The sequence below is a fragment of the Rhizobium sp. NFR12 genome, from assembly GCF_900108545.1.
Lineage (GTDB): Bacteria > Pseudomonadota > Alphaproteobacteria > Rhizobiales > Rhizobiaceae > Neorhizobium > Neorhizobium soli.
Genome location: NZ_FNWM01000002.1, coordinates 458,505 through 473,318 on the forward strand (window position 1 = coordinate 458,505; position 14,814 = coordinate 473,318).

The 14,814-nt window shown below is 60.2% G+C and carries 21 protein-coding genes; 12 read left to right on the forward strand and 9 right to left on the reverse strand.

Annotated elements, in window-relative coordinates; all coding sequences use genetic code 11:
- Position 1: 1 nt before the first annotated feature.
- A complete protein-coding gene (locus tag BLW69_RS09460; RefSeq protein ID WP_092661625.1) occupies positions 2-325 on the reverse strand; it encodes a hypothetical protein in 324 nt (107 codons plus the stop codon).
- 190 nt (positions 326-515) lie between these two features.
- Between BLW69_RS09460 and BLW69_RS09465 the strand changes: the two genes are divergently transcribed.
- From BLW69_RS09465 to BLW69_RS09485, 5 genes are all read left to right on the forward strand, one after another.
- The gene (locus tag BLW69_RS09465; RefSeq protein ID WP_092661627.1) at positions 516-1,118 is read left to right on the forward strand and encodes a superoxide dismutase; all 603 of its coding nucleotides are present in this window, start codon (positions 516-518) and stop codon (positions 1,116-1,118) included.
- Between the two features lie 302 nt (positions 1,119-1,420).
- Positions 1,421-1,858, forward strand: coding sequence for a c-type cytochrome (locus BLW69_RS09470; RefSeq protein WP_062579617.1), 438 nt, complete (start codon positions 1,421-1,423; stop codon positions 1,856-1,858).
- 77 nt (positions 1,859-1,935) lie between these two features.
- Complete coding sequence (locus BLW69_RS09475) at positions 1,936-2,850, forward strand: c-type cytochrome (RefSeq protein WP_092662453.1); 915 nt, start codon at positions 1,936-1,938, stop codon at positions 2,848-2,850.
- Between the two features lie 61 nt (positions 2,851-2,911).
- Complete coding sequence (locus BLW69_RS09480) at positions 2,912-3,178, forward strand: type II toxin-antitoxin system antitoxin MazE (protein WP_092661629.1); 267 nt, start codon at positions 2,912-2,914, stop codon at positions 3,176-3,178.
- Complete coding sequence (locus tag BLW69_RS09485) at positions 3,175-3,543, forward strand: type II toxin-antitoxin system toxin MazF (protein WP_092661631.1); 369 nt, start codon at positions 3,175-3,177, stop codon at positions 3,541-3,543. Before BLW69_RS09480 ends, BLW69_RS09485 begins: the two co-directional genes overlap by 4 nt.
- A 67-nt stretch (positions 3,544-3,610) precedes the next feature.
- On the opposite strand, the gene BLW69_RS09490 is transcribed toward BLW69_RS09485, so the two are convergent.
- On the reverse strand, positions 3,611-4,192 hold the full coding sequence (locus BLW69_RS09490; RefSeq protein ID WP_082476155.1) for a GNAT family N-acetyltransferase: 582 nt from the start codon (positions 4,190-4,192) through the stop codon (positions 3,611-3,613).
- Between the two features lie 178 nt (positions 4,193-4,370).
- Between BLW69_RS09490 and BLW69_RS09495 the strand changes: the two genes are divergently transcribed.
- Both BLW69_RS09495 and BLW69_RS09500 read left to right on the forward strand, forming a co-directional pair.
- Complete coding sequence (locus BLW69_RS09495; protein WP_092661633.1) at positions 4,371-4,664, forward strand: toxin-antitoxin system TumE family protein; 294 nt, start codon at positions 4,371-4,373, stop codon at positions 4,662-4,664.
- On the forward strand, positions 4,651-5,010 hold the full coding sequence (locus BLW69_RS09500; protein WP_092661635.1) for an HVO_A0114 family putative DNA-binding protein: 360 nt from the start codon (positions 4,651-4,653) through the stop codon (positions 5,008-5,010). The genes BLW69_RS09495 and BLW69_RS09500 overlap by 14 nt, the downstream gene beginning before the upstream one ends.
- A 22-nt stretch (positions 5,011-5,032) precedes the next feature.
- Here the strand turns inward: BLW69_RS09500 and BLW69_RS09505 are convergent, their stop codons facing one another.
- The 4 genes from BLW69_RS09505 to BLW69_RS23125 form a co-directional block, all read right to left on the reverse strand.
- A complete protein-coding gene (locus BLW69_RS09505; protein WP_062453496.1) occupies positions 5,033-5,449 on the reverse strand; it encodes a MerR family transcriptional regulator in 417 nt (138 codons plus the stop codon).
- A 156-nt stretch (positions 5,450-5,605) separates the two neighbouring features.
- Positions 5,606-5,881 (reverse strand): hypothetical protein, encoded by a 276-nt coding sequence (locus BLW69_RS09510; protein WP_092661637.1) that lies wholly within the window; start codon positions 5,879-5,881, stop codon positions 5,606-5,608.
- Between the two features lie 298 nt (positions 5,882-6,179).
- Complete coding sequence (locus tag BLW69_RS09515) at positions 6,180-8,270, reverse strand: S9 family peptidase (protein ID WP_092661639.1); 2,091 nt, start codon at positions 8,268-8,270, stop codon at positions 6,180-6,182.
- A gap of 98 nt (positions 8,271-8,368) precedes the next feature.
- The gene (locus tag BLW69_RS23125) at positions 8,369-8,500 is read right to left on the reverse strand and encodes a dual specificity protein phosphatase family protein (RefSeq protein ID WP_139283828.1); all 132 of its coding nucleotides are present in this window, start codon (positions 8,498-8,500) and stop codon (positions 8,369-8,371) included.
- Positions 8,501-8,675: 175 nt separating this feature from the next.
- On the opposite strand from BLW69_RS23125, the gene BLW69_RS09520 reads away from it, so the two are divergent.
- Entirely contained in the window at positions 8,676-9,053 is a 378-nt protein-coding gene (locus tag BLW69_RS09520; RefSeq protein WP_062454786.1) for a DUF930 domain-containing protein, read from the forward strand.
- Between the two features lie 23 nt (positions 9,054-9,076).
- Here BLW69_RS09520 and BLW69_RS09525 read toward each other — a convergent pair whose 3' ends face one another.
- Entirely contained in the window at positions 9,077-10,249 is a 1,173-nt protein-coding gene (locus BLW69_RS09525; protein ID WP_062453493.1) for an AI-2E family transporter, read from the reverse strand.
- Positions 10,250-10,353: 104 nt separating this feature from the next.
- On the reverse strand, positions 10,354-11,217 hold the full coding sequence (locus BLW69_RS09530; RefSeq protein WP_062579634.1) for a VOC family protein: 864 nt from the start codon (positions 11,215-11,217) through the stop codon (positions 10,354-10,356).
- Between the two features lie 321 nt (positions 11,218-11,538).
- Here BLW69_RS09530 and BLW69_RS09535 point away from each other — a divergent pair, with 321 nt between their 5' ends.
- From BLW69_RS09535 to BLW69_RS09550, 4 genes are all read left to right on the forward strand, one after another.
- A complete protein-coding gene (locus BLW69_RS09535; RefSeq protein ID WP_092661641.1) occupies positions 11,539-12,204 on the forward strand; it encodes a PAQR family membrane homeostasis protein TrhA in 666 nt (221 codons plus the stop codon).
- Between the two features lie 89 nt (positions 12,205-12,293).
- Positions 12,294-12,794: a GNAT family N-acetyltransferase gene (locus BLW69_RS09540; RefSeq protein WP_062579636.1), complete on the forward strand. Its 501-nt coding sequence runs from the start codon at positions 12,294-12,296 to the stop codon at positions 12,792-12,794.
- A 96-nt stretch (positions 12,795-12,890) separates the two neighbouring features.
- Entirely contained in the window at positions 12,891-13,301 is a 411-nt protein-coding gene (locus tag BLW69_RS09545) for a (R)-mandelonitrile lyase (protein WP_092661642.1), read from the forward strand.
- Between the two features lie 69 nt (positions 13,302-13,370).
- On the forward strand, positions 13,371-14,255 hold the full coding sequence (locus BLW69_RS09550) for an aldose 1-epimerase family protein (RefSeq protein ID WP_092661644.1): 885 nt from the start codon (positions 13,371-13,373) through the stop codon (positions 14,253-14,255).
- A gap of 76 nt (positions 14,256-14,331) precedes the next feature.
- Here the strand turns inward: BLW69_RS09550 and msrB are convergent, their stop codons facing one another.
- Positions 14,332-14,742 carry a peptide-methionine (R)-S-oxide reductase MsrB gene (gene msrB, locus BLW69_RS09555; protein WP_092662455.1) on the reverse strand — a complete coding sequence of 137 codons (411 nt, stop codon included), beginning with the start codon at positions 14,740-14,742 and terminating at the stop codon, positions 14,332-14,334.
- Between the last annotated feature and the right edge of the window lie 72 nt (positions 14,743-14,814).

The window sequence follows — 14,814 nt, forward strand, 5'->3', positions numbered from 1 at the left end:
GTTACTTGCCAGGTTTTGCCCTCAGCATGTCGGCGGAGATCTCGCCACCCACTTCGGCCTTTTTGGTCTTCTTGTCGTAGGCGCAGATCGTGCTGATCCTGACCTTGGCGCCTTTGGCTTTGCCGGTGACGACCGCAAGCCCATAGGACTGGCTTCCGAACGGATCGACCACGGCCCTTCCGTTCTCGATCAGGTCTTTCGAAGCCGCCACGCAAGCCTTGCCGACGTCAGCCTGAAACGTCGTCCACGCATCGTCGGAAGCGGCCTGGGCCGTCACGGCGCTGGTTGCGCAAACGAGGAGGATCAGTGCCACAAAGTTTTTCATCGTCAATTTTCTCCGGTTTCTGCATTCGGTGCGAAAGCGATTGATTCCTCTCGCTAATGCTTGGAAAATTCAGCAATTTCTTGTCGATTGAGCGGTTGTTTTTGGAAGGTTCACCGTTGCCTCTTCCCCATCGCGCTCCTATGTTCCAGCACGACCTTCACCCACGGTGTTTGCCAAAAGGAGTATACCAATGGCTTTCGAACTTCCCGAACTTCCATACGATTACGAAGCCCTTGCACCCTTCATGTCGAAGGAAACACTGGAATACCACCACGACAAGCACCACAAGGCCTATGTCGACAACGGCAACAAGCTTGCGGCCGAAGCCGGCATGGCTGACCTGTCGGTCGAGGACGTCGTCAAGAAGTCCTTTGGCACCAACCAGGGCCTCTTCAACAATGCTGCCCAGCATTACAACCACGTCCATTTCTGGAAGTGGATGAAGAGGGACGGCGGCGGAAACAAGCTGCCGGGCAAGCTCGAAACCGCGATCGCATCCGATCTCGGCGGCTACGACAAGTTCAAGGCTGATTTCATTGCAGCCGGCACCACGCAGTTCGGCTCCGGCTGGGCCTGGCTTTCGGTGAAGGATGGCAAGCTCGTCATCTCCAAGACCCCGAACGGCGAAAACCCGCTGGTCCACGGCGCAGAGCCGATCCTCGGCGTCGACGTCTGGGAACATTCCTATTACATCGACTATCGCAACGCCCGCCCGAAGTATCTCGAGGCGTTCGTCGATAGCCTGATCAACTGGGATTACGTGCTGGAACGCTACGAAGCCGCGTCCAAGTAAGCGCAATCAATTGCTGATTTACCAGACACCCGGTGCCGCAAGGCGCCGGGTGTTTGCGTTTCTGATCACCCGATGTCTGATCCAGCCTGGCGATCGTCAGGCGCCGCTGTCCGCCCACGCGCGGTCGATCTGAAGCGCTTGAAAAACATGACTTTGCATTGGGTTTGACGGCTTCTAGAATCGAGCGCTAAATTACGAAATCGTGACTTCTTTCGGTCATGTAAGCTTGCCATCATCATCACGCGAATGCGTTGATGATGTGAGACGCAGACATCACATCGTTTTAGGGATCGGAGCCGGAAATGAAATTCAGAACTATCGCCATGACGACCGCGGCACTCTGTCTCGGCTTCACCGCTGTCCTTGCGCAGGATGCGGTGGTCGAGAAGCGCGAACAGATGATGAAGCAGGTGGCCGCCTCCACGGCAGCCATGCGCAACATCGCCAAAGGCGACAAACCCTACGACGCCGATGCCATCAAGACAGCGCTGACCACGATCAGCACCAACATGAAGGCCTTCCCGGACCAGTTCCCTGTCGGATCCGAAGCCAATTCGGAAGCATCGCCGGCGATCTGGAAGAACGAAGCCGATTTCCGCGCCAAAGCGAACAAGCTTGCCTCCGATGCCGATATGATCCTTGCTTCGATGCCGACCGATGCCGCAGGCGTCCAGAAGGCTGTTGGGACGCTCGGCGCCAATTGCGGCTCCTGCCACGAGACCTACCGCCTGAAGAAGTAGCGCACGCCTGCATGCTTGAACGGCTGTCGCAAAGGCAGCCGTTCCGTTCCGCATCAATGTCGGAGAAGGATCGGGCGATGGCCGTAAGATGGGCAAAAGTGTTGGGCATCGGCGTCGTCGTTGTCGCCGCCGGTGCCGTTGCCGCCTGGGCGCTGACAAAGCCCCAGCCGCATGACGCGAGCTACTGGGCGGGCGTCGGTCAGCCCGATCTTGCCAAGGGCGAGCAACTGTTCTGGGCGGGCGGCTGTGCCGGTTGTCACGCCGCAGAAGGTGCAGAAGGCGACGCGGCAAAAATCCTGTCCGGCGGACTGGCGCTGAAAAGCCCGTTCGGCACCTTCCACGTCCCCAACATCTCGCCGGATCCCAAGGCCGGCATCGGTTCCTGGACACTTGCCCAATTCGGCGATGCGATGACACGGGGCGTCGGCCCGGGCGGCGAGCATCTCTATCCGTCCTTTCCCTACGGCTCCTACGCCCGCCTGTCGGCAGCCGACGTCAATGACCTCTACGGCTACACGAAGACCCTGCCGCACAGCAGCAATGTCGCGCCGCCGCACGAATTGGGCTTTCCGTTCAACCAGCGGCTCGCGGTCGGCGGCTGGAAGCTCCTCTATTTCGACGACGGCCCGCGCGTCGAACTCGCTTCCGCCGACGACAAGGTCAAACGCGGCCAGTTCCTGGTCGAAGGTCCCGGCCATTGCGGCGAGTGCCACACGCCCCGCAACGCGCTCGGCGGCTTCGAAAAAGGCCAGTGGCTGGCCGGCGGTCCCAACCCGGAAGGGCAGGGCAGCATTCCCAACATCACCCCCGGCTCCAAGGACATCGGCGCCTGGAGCGAGGAGGAAATAACCGAGTACCTCTCGACCGGCTTCACCCCCGATTTCGACAGCGTCGGCGGATCAATGGTGGAGGTGCAAAAGAACATCGCGCACCTGCCGAAAAGCGACCTGCAGGCCATCGCCGCCTATCTGAAGGCGGTGCCGGCAAGGTAAGGCTGGCGTGCTTGCCGCACGACGTTGTTGTGCTATATTTATAGCACATACGAGGTGAGACATGACCATCATTACCAAGATCAGGCGGCAGGGCGGGGCAGCCGTCGTGACAATTCCGCCTGCCATTCTCAAGACGATGGAACTGCAGGTCGGCGATCAGCTGTCGCTGGAAATGCACGACGGTGAACTCGTCGTAAAGCCGATCAGAAAGACCCAGCGGCGCTATAAGCTTAGCGAGTTGCTCGAAGGCGGCGAGGTCGTCTCCAGCCTGAATGCGGACATGGCCTGGGTGATGGAGGGAGACCCCGTCGGGCACGAAATTTCATGATGGTCCGCAGCAACGTCCCCAATCGCGGCGATGTTTTCTGGATCGATCCCAACCCTGTCGCGGGCCGGGAGATGAAGAACAGGCATCGGTTCGTCGTGATCACCCCGCGGGCGATCAACGCATTGGGAGTCAGCATGACGGTGCCGATCACCACCGGTGGCGCCTTGACCCGGGACGTCGGTCTGGCCGTCGCTGTCACCGGCCACGATACGACGGGGATCGCCGTCTGTAATCAGGTTCGCAGCTTCGATATACCGGCCAGAATACTGGCCAAGACCGCGAAATACATCGAGACATTGGACGAGGCGACGATGGATGACATCGTCGCTCGTGTGGTCAGCGCGATCGATCCCGCGTCGGAATAACGTGGTTGCGCTGCACTGGCAGTATGGTCTGTCCCGCTCATTCGGACGGTATTGCCGTGTCCCAGCCTCACACCAACGTCTGCATATACCGCATGCCCGTCACCGGGCGTGGCTTGAAATCCATCTGTTCGTAGAACTTGTGGGCGGCAAAGTTGCCGGTGGCGGCGCTGACCGAGAGATAGCCGCAGCCTGCATTGCGGGCCATGTCGCGGGCGCGCGAGACGAGATGCTGGCCGATGCCGTGGCCACGGTGACCGTCGCGCACGAACAGGTGGTGCAGGTCCATGCCGCGGCTCCCCTCCTGCGCGCGGTAGAGCGGCACCAGAATGGCGTAGCCGATCAGGGCGTCGCCCGCATCCGCAACCAGTGCGGTGATCCAGGGCAGGTCGCCGAACAGGTCGCGTTCCAGCATTTCCGGGGTAATGTCGGCCAGATCGTTGTGATGCGCGGCAAGGGCTGCGATCATCTCTTTCAACTGCGGCAGATCATGGCGTTTGGCGGCGCGGATCGTCACCACGGCCGGGCGCGGTAGTGAGATCTCGCTGTCTTCGATCGAAATCGGGGGCATTCCGGCATTCCTTTTCGGTCTCGTCGTGCCGTCAGGTGCCCTTAGAAACAACCAAGCCGCCTGACGGCGGCTTGTTGACATGATGAACTGTCGAGCCGCCCTTTACAGGTAGGCCCAAAAATACGTTGCGGCGGTGGTGGTGCACGTAATCATCATGACAACTTTTTGCGCCGGAATAAATTGCTTGTCAAGCGGGTCGACAGGTTCTTGTTCACTGCAGGTGATGGTGTATATTCCATCAACCCGGAAGGCGAACTCCATGGCCAAGGCGACGCTGATCAGCAGGACGCGGAGTTATCTGCGCGAGGACGTCTTCGCAGAGATCGTGATCTGGAGCGTCCCTTCACCTTTGCGGGGAAGTGTGCACCATTTCAAATATCGCATGGCTCTCGTGGCGTCCGGGGAATGCGTCCTGCGCTACGACAATGAAGCGGGGAAGGGTGACCATAGACACGTCCATTCGCAGGAGGAGGCGTATCTGTTCGAAAGCGTCGAAACCTTGCTTGTGGATTTTCGGTCGGATGTAGAAGGATGGCTCAATGACAACCCTTAAAGTGAAGATCCAGAATTTTGACAGTTCGCTCAGCGCGGTTCTCGATGCGGCCAAGGCGGCTGAATCAGATCCAGCTTTTCAGGCAGAGCATATTCTGTCGTTCCCCACCTGGGACATGCTTCACCGCGTGCTGGCGCCCAAAAGACTGGAGATCGTGCAGGTCCTGACGGCGCAGGCGCCGATGACGATCCGCGAGGTTGCCCGGCGGGTGGGTCGCGACTTCAAGGGCGTGCATGGAGATGTCACCACGCTTCTGAACGCAGGCGTCATCGAAAAGGCGCCCGGCGGCGTCGTGTTTCCTTACGACCGCATCCATCTGGAGTTCGATATCGCAGCCGCAGCCTGACGCGACTGACGCCTCTAACCCCTCAATGCTCCCCCTCGCAGAGCCCGTGATCCGAGAGTGAGCGGATCACGTAGCAGTCCTTGATCGCGTGGTTGCCGTCGCAGTGGGACACGATGCGCTCGAGTTCCTCCTCGAGCTTCTTCAGCTTGGCGATCTTTTCGCGCACGCCGGAAAGATGCTCCGCTGCGATCCGGTCGATATCGCCGCAGGGCTGTTGCGGATGCGAACCGAGCGCGATCAGCTCACGGATGGCGGAAATGTCGAGGCCGAGATCGCGGGCGTGGCGGATGAAGGCCAGCCGATCGAGATCGCTGCGCTCGTAGCGCCGCTGGTTCCCTTCAGATCGCGTGGCAGCCGCCAGCAATCCCATCTGCTCGTAATAGCGGATGGTTGGCACTTTGACGCCGGTTCGTTTGGAAAGATCGCCGATCGATAGCATGGCAGGCTCAAACCTCTAATGTCTGGAGGTTGAGATAGGACGCATTAACCGCAGGGACAAGGATCAGCGTGTTGGCTTGAAGGGCGGCTTCAGGGAATGTTAACCCTGAACGGGGATTGTCACCGCGGTGACGGGCCATGATCGATCAGACGTTGATCAGGAGAATTCCTGGTAGATGTCCTGAACCCAGGCCTGCTGCACGGGAGCGGTCGCGCCGCTTGTGGCAAAGGTCGAAGCGCTGTCGTCGCCGGCATCGAGGGCCCACAGGGCGCTCACTAGCGAGCTTGCAAACAGTGTGCTGCTGCCGGTCAGCGAAGCGCTGGAACGGGTAGACGCAGGTGTGTCGCGCTGCTGGGTTTCGTCCTGCTTGCGATCGATGTCGACCGCCCGCTGGGGGTAGTTGTAGCCGCTGAGGCCACTATCGATCTTCATGGCACCGCCTCGATCTCGCTTGGGTTAAGTAAGAGTTAACGCCTGAAGCTTGCGCGAAGCTTGCGCCGGGAGATATCCGGCCGGTTTTGGGGCTTGACAGCGCGCCTGGGACTTATTCGCGCCGCCGCCATTTCTGTCGAAAAATCAGCGATCTGACGGGAAAACCGAACGCCGCCAGGGCATATGCGCGTTTCCGCATATCCAAAACGATTTTTCCCACAAAAAAAGCCGCAGCACCCGATAGAGGCACTGCGGCGATTGTCATTCGAGGTGACCGATTCTGCGGCGATCCGCCCGGTCAGGCTTTCCCGGCCACCTTGATCGCGAATGCATATTCGAAGGCGATCTCTTCCAGACGCTGGAAACGCCCCGACTTTCCGCCATGGCCGGCAGCCATGTTGGTCTTGAGCAGGATCGGTGCCGAGCCGGTCGAGAATTCGCGAAGCTTCGCCACCCACTTGGTCGGTTCCCAGTAGGTCACGCGTGGATCGGTGAGGCCGGAAATGGCAAGGATCGGCGGATAGGGTTTTGCACCCACGTTGTCATAAGGCGAGTAGGCGGCGATCCACTGGTACTCTTCCAGGCTCTCGATCGGGTTGCCCCATTCCGGCCATTCCGGCGGCGTCAGCGGCAGCGTATCGTCGAGCATGGTGTTGAGCACATCGACGAACGGAACGGCCGCGATAATGCCCGCGAACTTTTCCGGCGCCATGTTGGCGATCGCGCCCATCAGCATACCGCCGGCCGAACCTCCTTCGGCAATGATGTTCTCATAGGACGTGAAGCCCTCGGCCACGAGGTGGTCGGCAGCGGCGATGAAATCCTTGAACGTGTTTTCCTTGGCTTCCATCTTGCCGTCTTCGTACCAGGCAAAACCCTTGTCCTTGCCGCCACGGATATGGGCGATGGCATAGATGAAGCCGCGATCTGCCAGTGAAAGGTTGTTGGTGGAGAACGATGCGGGGATGGTCATCCCATAGGCGCCGTAGCCGTAGAGCAGGCAAGGCGCCGTGCCATCAAGCGGCGTGTCCTTGCGGTAAAGCAGCGACACCGGCACCAGCTCGCCGTCATGGGACGGAGCCATCACGCGGCGGGTCACGTAATCTGCGGCATTGTGGCCGGAGGGGATCTCCTGCGTCTTCAAAAGCGTGCGCGTCCGGCTCACCATATCGTAGTCGTAGAGCTGGGTCGGCGTCGTCATCGACGAATAGGAAAAGCGGATGACGGTGCTGTCATATTCCGCAGCGCCGGAAAGCCCCAGCGAATAGGCTTCCTCGGCAAACGCGATCGAATGTTCCTCGCCGGTCCGGCGGTCGCGGATGATGATCTCCGGCAGACCCTGGTTGCGCTGCAGCCAGATCAGGTGCTGCTCATAGGCCATGTGCGAAATGATCAGCCGGCCGGGCTCGTGCGGTACGATCTCTTTCCAGTTTTCCTTCCCCGGTGCCGCAAACGGCGCCTCGACGATCTTGAAGTCCTTGGCATCGCCGTCATTGGTCAGGATGTAGAAGACATCGCCGCCTTCGGTCATCGAATACTCGATGCCCTCTTCGCGCGCCGCCACCAGCTTCGGCTCGGCGGTCAGGTCCGAGGTCGGGATGAGGCGGTATTCCGAGGTCTCGTGATCATGGATATCGAGATAGATCACGTCGTCCAGCAGCGATCCGCCGACGCCCATGAAAAAGCCCGGATCCTTTTCCTCAAACACCAGCCGGTCGTCCGTCTGCGGCGTGCCGAGAATGTGGTGGAAGACCTTGGAGGGACGATGGTTCTCGTCCTGCAGCGTATAGAAGAAGCTCTTGCCATCAGGCGCCCAGACGCCGCCACCGGCGGTGTTTTCCAGGAGGTCTGACATGTCCTCGCCGGTCGAAAGATCGCGCACCCGCAGGGTGAAATATTCCGAACCCTTGTCGTCGTAACCCCAGATGCCCTTGGAATGATCCGTCGCATGGTCGATACCGGCCAGACGGAAATAGTCCTTACCCGTCGCTTCCTTGTCGCCGTCAAGCAGGATCGTCTGATCGCCGCCGTCGCGCGGGGTGCGGAAATACTTTGGCTGCTCGCCGCCGGTGACGAACAGCGATCCGTAGGCAAACGGTCCGTCCTTCATCGGCACGGAGGAATCGTCTTCCTTGATGCGACCGCGCATTTCGGCAAACAGCGTCTTCTGCAACGCGGCCGTGTCGCCCATCGCCGCTTCCATATAGGCGTTCTCACCCTCCAGATGGGTGCGGATCTCTGGATCGAGGATCGACGGATCCTTGAACATCTGCTGCCAGTTGTCGGCCCGGAACCAGGCATAGTCGTCGGTGCGGGTAATGCCGTGACGGGTATCCGTCACCGGCTTCTTCGCCGCGACCGGAGGCGTCGGCAGATTTTCGAACGGCATTTTCGGGGAGGGGGCCAAGGAAGCACTCCGAAGTCATGAAAGGAGTGCCAGAGATAGGGGCGGCCGGACCGTGAGGCAAGCGGGCGAGCCGCGTGAGCCTACTTCTTCTCGCGCTCGCGGGACTTGGCGAGAGGTGCGAGGTCACGGTGCTGCTGCCAGAATATGAAGGCGACGACCAATGATAGCCCATTGCCACTCATCAGGAATACCATCGCCAGTTCGGCTGTCATCTGTTCAGTCCGCTTTGCATGATGCCGATTCCGGTCCCGACCACCTAAAGAATATGCGCCAGGATAATTCCCGCTCTGGTAGGTGGTCAACGACGAATCCGTCTTTTAGTTTCCGCCCCGTCCGAGTCACTTTGGATAGGATTCCATGACGATACTGCTGCCCGCCCGGGCATCCATGACAGGCGCTCTCCTGATTTGCGCCGCCTCCACCCTGCCTGCCCACGCGCTCGACGGCCGCATTGTTCGCCAGCTGAACGCCCTTGCACCGGAAGAAAGAGTCGAACAGCGCTGCGATCTCGAGGCGATGGATCGCCTGCGCAAGGAAGGCGACTTCCGCCCCGACAAGGTGATCGCCTACACGTTTTCAGATCCGGTCGGAAACGACAACGGCCTCAAGGCAACCGGCGCAGCGTTCCGCAGCGGCGGTGACTGGTTCAAGCTAAAATTCAAGTGCGAGACCAACGCTGAAGGGCTCAGCGTCACCGCCTTCGACTACAAGGTCGGGTCCAAGATCCCGCGCGAGGAATGGGACAAGTACTACCTTTACGATTGACGGGTCGCAGACATCGCCGGGCTTTAGCCCGGCAGATGCGGAACGGTCTTCTTTTCTGGAAACAGTTCCGACAGCACGGTCATCATGATCAGCGACAGGGGCAGCGCCAGCATGGCGCCAACGGCGCCCCACATCCATGTCCAGAAAAGGATGGCGACGAACACGACAAAGGGATTGATCTCCCATTGCCGGCCCATGATCGCGGGGAAGATCAGGTTTTCCATCAGCAAGTGCACCGAGAAGAACACGATCGCGGGCAGCAGTCCAAGGAGAAGGGTATCGTGCGTGATGATGCCACCTGCTGCAACTGCGAGGGTCATGATCGTGATCCCGAGAAACGGGATGAAGCTCGATAGGAATGCGAACAGACCCCAGAGAAGCGGCATGCTGAGGCCGCCGAAATAGGCGATTGCGATCATCACGATGCCGAGACCGAGATAGAGCACGCTCGCAGTCGCAAAATAATAACCGAGAACCTGATCGATTGCGTTCAGCACACGGATCGCAATAAGCCTCTGGTGACGCCGCGGGAAGGCGAGGATGAGGGTACGGCGAAGTCTAAGCCTGCCGTAGAGAAACAGAAGCAGCGCCGCAAAGAAGATCATACCCTGCACGACGGCCGGCGTCAGATTGGCGGTAACGACGCTGAGGATGTTGCCGGAATTCTCCAACAGCGCCTGCATCGACATCGGCCCGGTTTCGAACGTGGCCGGCGAGATGTTCAGCCATTCCTGGCGCTGCAGAAATGGCATCATCCGGTCGATCATGCGTTGCAGAAAGCTCGGACCTTCCTGGATCATCATCGCAAACGGTTCGGCCAGCGCGTTGACGACCAGAAAGACCGCGGCGAACACAGCGCTGGAGAGGATGATCGCAATGCCGAATTTGGGTACGCCCAGGCGGCCAAGCTTATCCGCGACCAGACCGAGAATCAGTCCGACGACGACGGCAAGCGTGACAGGGATAAGCACCAGCGACATCATGTGGACGATGGCGAAGAAAACGATCGCAAAGATGCCGATCACGGCCCAGGCCTTGGCGACTTCCAGCGCCTCGCGCCCCAGCACGAGGCTCTCATCGGCGTCTTCGCTCTCCAGGCCGGAAATGACGGCATCCTTGCGATGCGCAGACCGGTTGGCGGCAAAGTCGATCAGCCGTTTTTTAGGATTGGCTGCGCGCGTGCTCGTCATGGCCATGAATTGTCTGATGTCCTCGTTGTCGCGATCAACGCAAAAACAGTGTTCCGGTTCCGGAATACTGCTCAGGTTTACGATCGCCACGATCGGGAATTCAGCGGGCGTTACGCAGCAAGCGTCAGGCCGATGCCCCACGGGTCTCTGAGAGCCCAGCCCTCGGCGGTTTTGGTTGTCGCGATTTCGTGCTTTTCCAGTGCGGAAAGAGCATTCGCCAGGGCCGACTGATCGTTGAACTTCACGGTGTAATCGGAAAGCCCGGTCATGTTTTCAAGCCGGGTCGTCGCGCCGCGGCTGTTCCAAACGTTGGCAGCGATATGGTGATGGTAGTCGCCGGTCGCGAAAAAGCTCGCACCGGGATACCGCGCCATGATCTTCAGGCCCAGCACGTCGCGGTAAAAGGCGTCCGCCTGCGGAATGTCGCCGACCTGAAGATGGATATGACCGAGCGCTGTTCCCTCAGCCATTCCGGCAAATGCCGCCTGGGGCGCGCTGTTATAAAGCTCCTGAAGGTTCAGCCGGTCGGTCGCCATCGCCACGGTGCCGTCCTGATGGTAGGTCCATTCCGTGGGCGTGCGGTCGCGGTAGATCTCGATGCCGTTGCCTTCGGGATCGGAAAGATAGAGCGCCTCGCTCACCAGATGATCCGATGCGCCTTCAAGCTGGATATTGTTATGCGCTGCATGGGCCAGCCATTGGGCAAGCTCAAGGCGGCCCGGCACCAGAAAGGCCGTGTGAAAGAGGCCGGCCGCATTGCGCGGCGCGCGGGCCACGTTGCCGCCCGTCGTCAGCGTCAGGAGCGGCACGCCGGCGACGCCCAGAACCTCGCCGCTCGGCGTCTTTTCAAGCACCGAAAGCCCGATGATTGTCTGGTAGAAACCGGAGACGCGAGCAAGATCGTTGACCACCAGATGCGCCCGCCCGACATGCAGCGGGCGGCTGAGTGCAAACGGCTGCTGCTGTTCTGTCATGATCTGTCCTCTAGCTTTCAACGGGATCGAAATGACGACGCGCCATGCGCAATCTTTCCACAGTTATGCGCGCCCTCGATCGTTCACGATAGTGAGCAGTTCGGCGATAGATTGTTCTCGATTTATTGACGCTCGGGCGGCCGCCTCTAGCCGTGCAGGCTTGATTGCCGCCGTTCCCACACCATCCGGAACCGGCTCGTGCGGCCACAGTTTTCAGCTCATGACCAAGAGTTGAAACCATCGGAAATTTATTGTGAATCGCGCAGTCTTGCCAAGCTTTCCGCTCGGCCCCATTCTTGGGACCGGTATGGAAGGTGGGTAATGAGCGATCTCTTCAAATTTGGCAGAAACTACGATTTTCACGAGATCGTCGCGGATGGGATTGTCCATGGCATCGGACTGGTCTTCGCCCTGATCGGTGCCACGTCCCTGATCTTTTACGCCACCATGTGGTCGAGCCATGGCGAAATCGTTGCCGCCTGGATTTACGGGATCGGGCTGATCCTCTGCCTGTCGATCTCGTTTACATACAACATATGGCCGCACTCGCCCACCAAATGGCTGCTGCGGCGGTTCGACCATTCGGCGATCTTCATCCTGATCGCCGCCACCTATACGCCATTCCTCCAGCGCGGCGCCTCCGACCCTTGGATCTTCGGGATGCTGATCGCGATCTGGGCGACAGCGATTTTCGGCATTCTGATCAAATGCTTTTTCCCCGGCCGGTTCGACCGGCTCACCATCCTTCTCTATCTGGCCATGGGCTGGAGCGGGTTGATGGTTGCGGAACCTGTCTCGGCCTATCTGCCGCCGATTTCCGCATTGCTGATCGTTATCGGCGGCCTGATCTATTCGCTCGGCGTCATCTTCCACGTGTGGGAAAGACTGCGCTTCCAGAATGCCATCTGGCATTCCTTCGTCGTCGCGGCGGCTGCCGTCCACTATAGTGCAGTCATGACCTGCTTTAGCCTGTCGGCCAGCGCCTGACCGATCGTGTGCGCAAGACGCCAGCCCGCTTTACACACTGCGGCCGTCTGATAAAGTGGACGGGCAATCACTATAATGGACGATAGCCAGTGCCCCCTTTGATCCGCGATGCCACCGAAGCCGACCTGCCTGCGATCCTCGAGATCTATAACGACGCCGTAGCCAATACGACGGCGATCTGGAACGAGACGCTGGTCGATCTCGCCAACCGTCGCGACTGGTTTGCGGCACGCCAGGCGAGAGGATTTCCGGTTCTGGTCGCCGACGAGGACGGGGTCGTCAAAGGCTACGCATCCTACGGCGACTGGCGCGCCTTCGAGGGCTTCCGGCACACGGTGGAACATTCCGTCTATGTGCACCGCGAGGCCCGCGGCGAGGGCATCGGCCGTCTGCTGATGCGCGAGCTGATCACCCGCGCCGCGTCGAACGGCATTCATGTGATGATCGCCTGCGTCGAAGCGGGCAACGCCGCCTCCATCCGTCTGCATGAAAGGCTCGGTTTCCGCCTGACCGGCACGTTTTCCGAAGTCGGCATCAAATTCGGCCGCTGGCTCGATCTTGCCTGCATGGAGCTCAGGGTCGCGGGCTGACGTTCTTCGCTTTCTCGTGGCACTTCCGTCCGAACGGCCTATATGCTGGCTGACATCGCATTCGCATCAATCGCATGACGACGAAGGATCTTTTCCATGGATATCAAGCGTGTTGGCTCGCAGGCCTCCAAGAAGCAGCCGGCAGAGTATTTCACCGGCACAGTCCGCCTCGATCCGCTGAATTCCGCACCGGCACCGGCCCGCGTTGTTGCAGCATCGGTCACGTTCGAACCCGGCGCCCGCACCAACTGGCACACCCATCCGCTCGGCCAGACGCTGGTTGTTACCTCGGGTTCCGGCCTCACCCAGACCTGGGGCGGTCCGGTCCGGGTAATCCGCGCCGGTGATGTCGTCTGGTTTTCGCCGGGCGAAAAGCACTGGCACGGCGCATCGTCGCAGACGGCCATGACCCATATTGCCATCGGGGAAGCGCTCGACGGCAAGACCGCCGACTGGATGGAGGCTGTCAGCGACGATCAATATGCGATTCCCCCGGAAACGGTCTGATCGTCATCTAACCGACGCGCAGGGCAGGCAATCCTGCGCCTCAAGCCTAAAATCTGCCAGGAGAGCCGCATGTCCGCTGCATCAGATGATACCGTGACCCGCATCGCCAACGATCGTATCTCCGTTGAAATCTCCCCCCTCGGTGCGGAAATGCAGTCGCTGAAGACGGCGGATGGGCGCAACTTTCTCTGGAACGGCGACGCCGCCTTCTGGGCCGGCCGCTCGCCGATCCTCTTCCCGATCGTCGGCAAGGCGCCCTCCGATACCGTGATGATCGAAGGCAAACCCTATCCGATGGCGCAGCACGGTTTTGCCCGCCGCTCGACCTTCACGCTCGCCGCGTCCGAGGAGACCAGCTGCCGCTTCGAGCTTGCATCATCCGATACCACCCGCAGCGTCTACCCGTTCGATTTCCGCCTCGCCGTCACCCATTCGGTCGACGGTTCGAAACTCACGATTTCGGCGGAGGTGGAAAACCGCAGCGACCGGCCCATGCCCTTCGGCCTCGGTTTCCACACCGCCTTCCTCTGGCCGCTGCCGGGTGGAGAAGGCCAGGCCCATACGATCGTGCTCGACAACGGTGGCGAACCGGCGATGACGCGCCTGTCCGGCGGGCTGATCGACCCGAGCCCACTTGCCTCGCCGTTCACGTCCGGCAAGCTGACGCTGTCGCACGACATGTTCGATGAAGACGCGATGATCTTTGCAGAGGGCGCCGGAACGGGCCTGACCTATGCGGCGGAAGGCGGCCCGGAGCTGAAATTTTCGTTCGACAACCTGCCAAACCTCGCGCTCTGGCAAAAGCTCAACGGCCCTTTCCTCTGCATCGAGCCCTGGCACGGAACGGCTGCCCAGAACGGGACCAGTGCCGATCTCGAATCGCGTCCCTACACCGTCACGCTGCCCGCCGGGCAAACCGCGCAATTTGCGTTTACGGTCGAGTTGCCGGGGTAAGCCAAACGAAAACAGCGGCCCGGATGGGGCCGCTGTCAATTTCAAGTCGGTACTTTGGTGACATCCGTCCCGCTGACTAATCTGCCGGGCGGAAATTCATCGAGTGGCCGTTGATGCAGTAGCGCAGGCCGGTCGGTGGCGGGCCGTCTGGGAAGACGTGGCCGAGATGGCCGTTGCAGGTGGCGCAGCGGACTTCGGTGCGCACCATGCCGTGCGTGGTATCACGCAGTTCGGTCACCGCATCGGGGCTGACAGCCTCAAAGTAGCTCGGCCAGCCGCAGCCGGCGTCGAACTTGGTATCCGACACGAACAGATCCGTGCCGCAACCGGCGCAGCTGTAGATGCCTTTATCCCTGGCGTTCCAGTACGGCCCGGTAAAGGGACGCTCCGTGCCCGCCTGGCGCAAGATCTGATACTGCTCGGGCGTCAGCTCTTCGCGCCATTCTGCATCTGTCTTCTGGACTTTCTTGGTGATGACGTCGGACATCTGAACCATCCTTTCGTTGTAAGCCATAGATAGGTGCGTTCAGCCTGTCGATAAAGGTCACGGTGCCGTGTT

Bases quoted from the DNA above. Each gene is read 5' to 3' on its own strand.
- BLW69_RS09460 (WP_092661625.1), bottom strand. From the start codon at position 325: ATGAAAAACTTTGTGGCACTGATCCTCCTCGTTTGCGCAACCAGCGCC.
- BLW69_RS09465 (WP_092661627.1), top strand. From the start codon at position 516: ATGGCTTTCGAACTTCCCGAACTTCCATACGATTACGAAGCCCTTGCA.
- BLW69_RS09470 (WP_062579617.1), top strand. From the start codon at position 1,421: ATGAAATTCAGAACTATCGCCATGACGACCGCGGCACTCTGTCTCGGC.
- BLW69_RS09475 (WP_092662453.1), top strand. From the start codon at position 1,936: ATGGCCGTAAGATGGGCAAAAGTGTTGGGCATCGGCGTCGTCGTTGTC.
- BLW69_RS09480 (WP_092661629.1), top strand. From the start codon at position 2,912: ATGACCATCATTACCAAGATCAGGCGGCAGGGCGGGGCAGCCGTCGTG.
- BLW69_RS09485 (WP_092661631.1), top strand. From the start codon at position 3,175: ATGATGGTCCGCAGCAACGTCCCCAATCGCGGCGATGTTTTCTGGATC.
- BLW69_RS09490 (WP_082476155.1), bottom strand. From the start codon at position 4,192: ATGTCAACAAGCCGCCGTCAGGCGGCTTGGTTGTTTCTAAGGGCACCT.
- BLW69_RS09495 (WP_092661633.1), top strand. From the start codon at position 4,371: ATGGCCAAGGCGACGCTGATCAGCAGGACGCGGAGTTATCTGCGCGAG.
- BLW69_RS09500 (WP_092661635.1), top strand. From the start codon at position 4,651: ATGACAACCCTTAAAGTGAAGATCCAGAATTTTGACAGTTCGCTCAGC.
- BLW69_RS09505 (WP_062453496.1), bottom strand. From the start codon at position 5,449: ATGCTATCGATCGGCGATCTTTCCAAACGAACCGGCGTCAAAGTGCCA.
- BLW69_RS09510 (WP_092661637.1), bottom strand. From the start codon at position 5,881: ATGAAGATCGATAGTGGCCTCAGCGGCTACAACTACCCCCAGCGGGCG.
- BLW69_RS09515 (WP_092661639.1), bottom strand. From the start codon at position 8,270: ATGCCGTTCGAAAATCTGCCGACGCCTCCGGTCGCGGCGAAGAAGCCG.
- BLW69_RS23125 (WP_139283828.1), bottom strand. From the start codon at position 8,500: ATGACAGCCGAACTGGCGATGGTATTCCTGATGAGTGGCAATGGGCTA.
- BLW69_RS09520 (WP_062454786.1), top strand. From the start codon at position 8,676: ATGACAGGCGCTCTCCTGATTTGCGCCGCCTCCACCCTGCCTGCCCAC.
- BLW69_RS09525 (WP_062453493.1), bottom strand. From the start codon at position 10,249: ATGGCCATGACGAGCACGCGCGCAGCCAATCCTAAAAAACGGCTGATC.
- BLW69_RS09530 (WP_062579634.1), bottom strand. From the start codon at position 11,217: ATGACAGAACAGCAGCAGCCGTTTGCACTCAGCCGCCCGCTGCATGTC.
- BLW69_RS09535 (WP_092661641.1), top strand. From the start codon at position 11,539: ATGAGCGATCTCTTCAAATTTGGCAGAAACTACGATTTTCACGAGATC.
- BLW69_RS09545 (WP_092661642.1), top strand. From the start codon at position 12,891: ATGGATATCAAGCGTGTTGGCTCGCAGGCCTCCAAGAAGCAGCCGGCA.
- BLW69_RS09550 (WP_092661644.1), top strand. From the start codon at position 13,371: ATGTCCGCTGCATCAGATGATACCGTGACCCGCATCGCCAACGATCGT.
- msrB (WP_092662455.1), bottom strand. From the start codon at position 14,742: ATGTCCGACGTCATCACCAAGAAAGTCCAGAAGACAGATGCAGAATGG.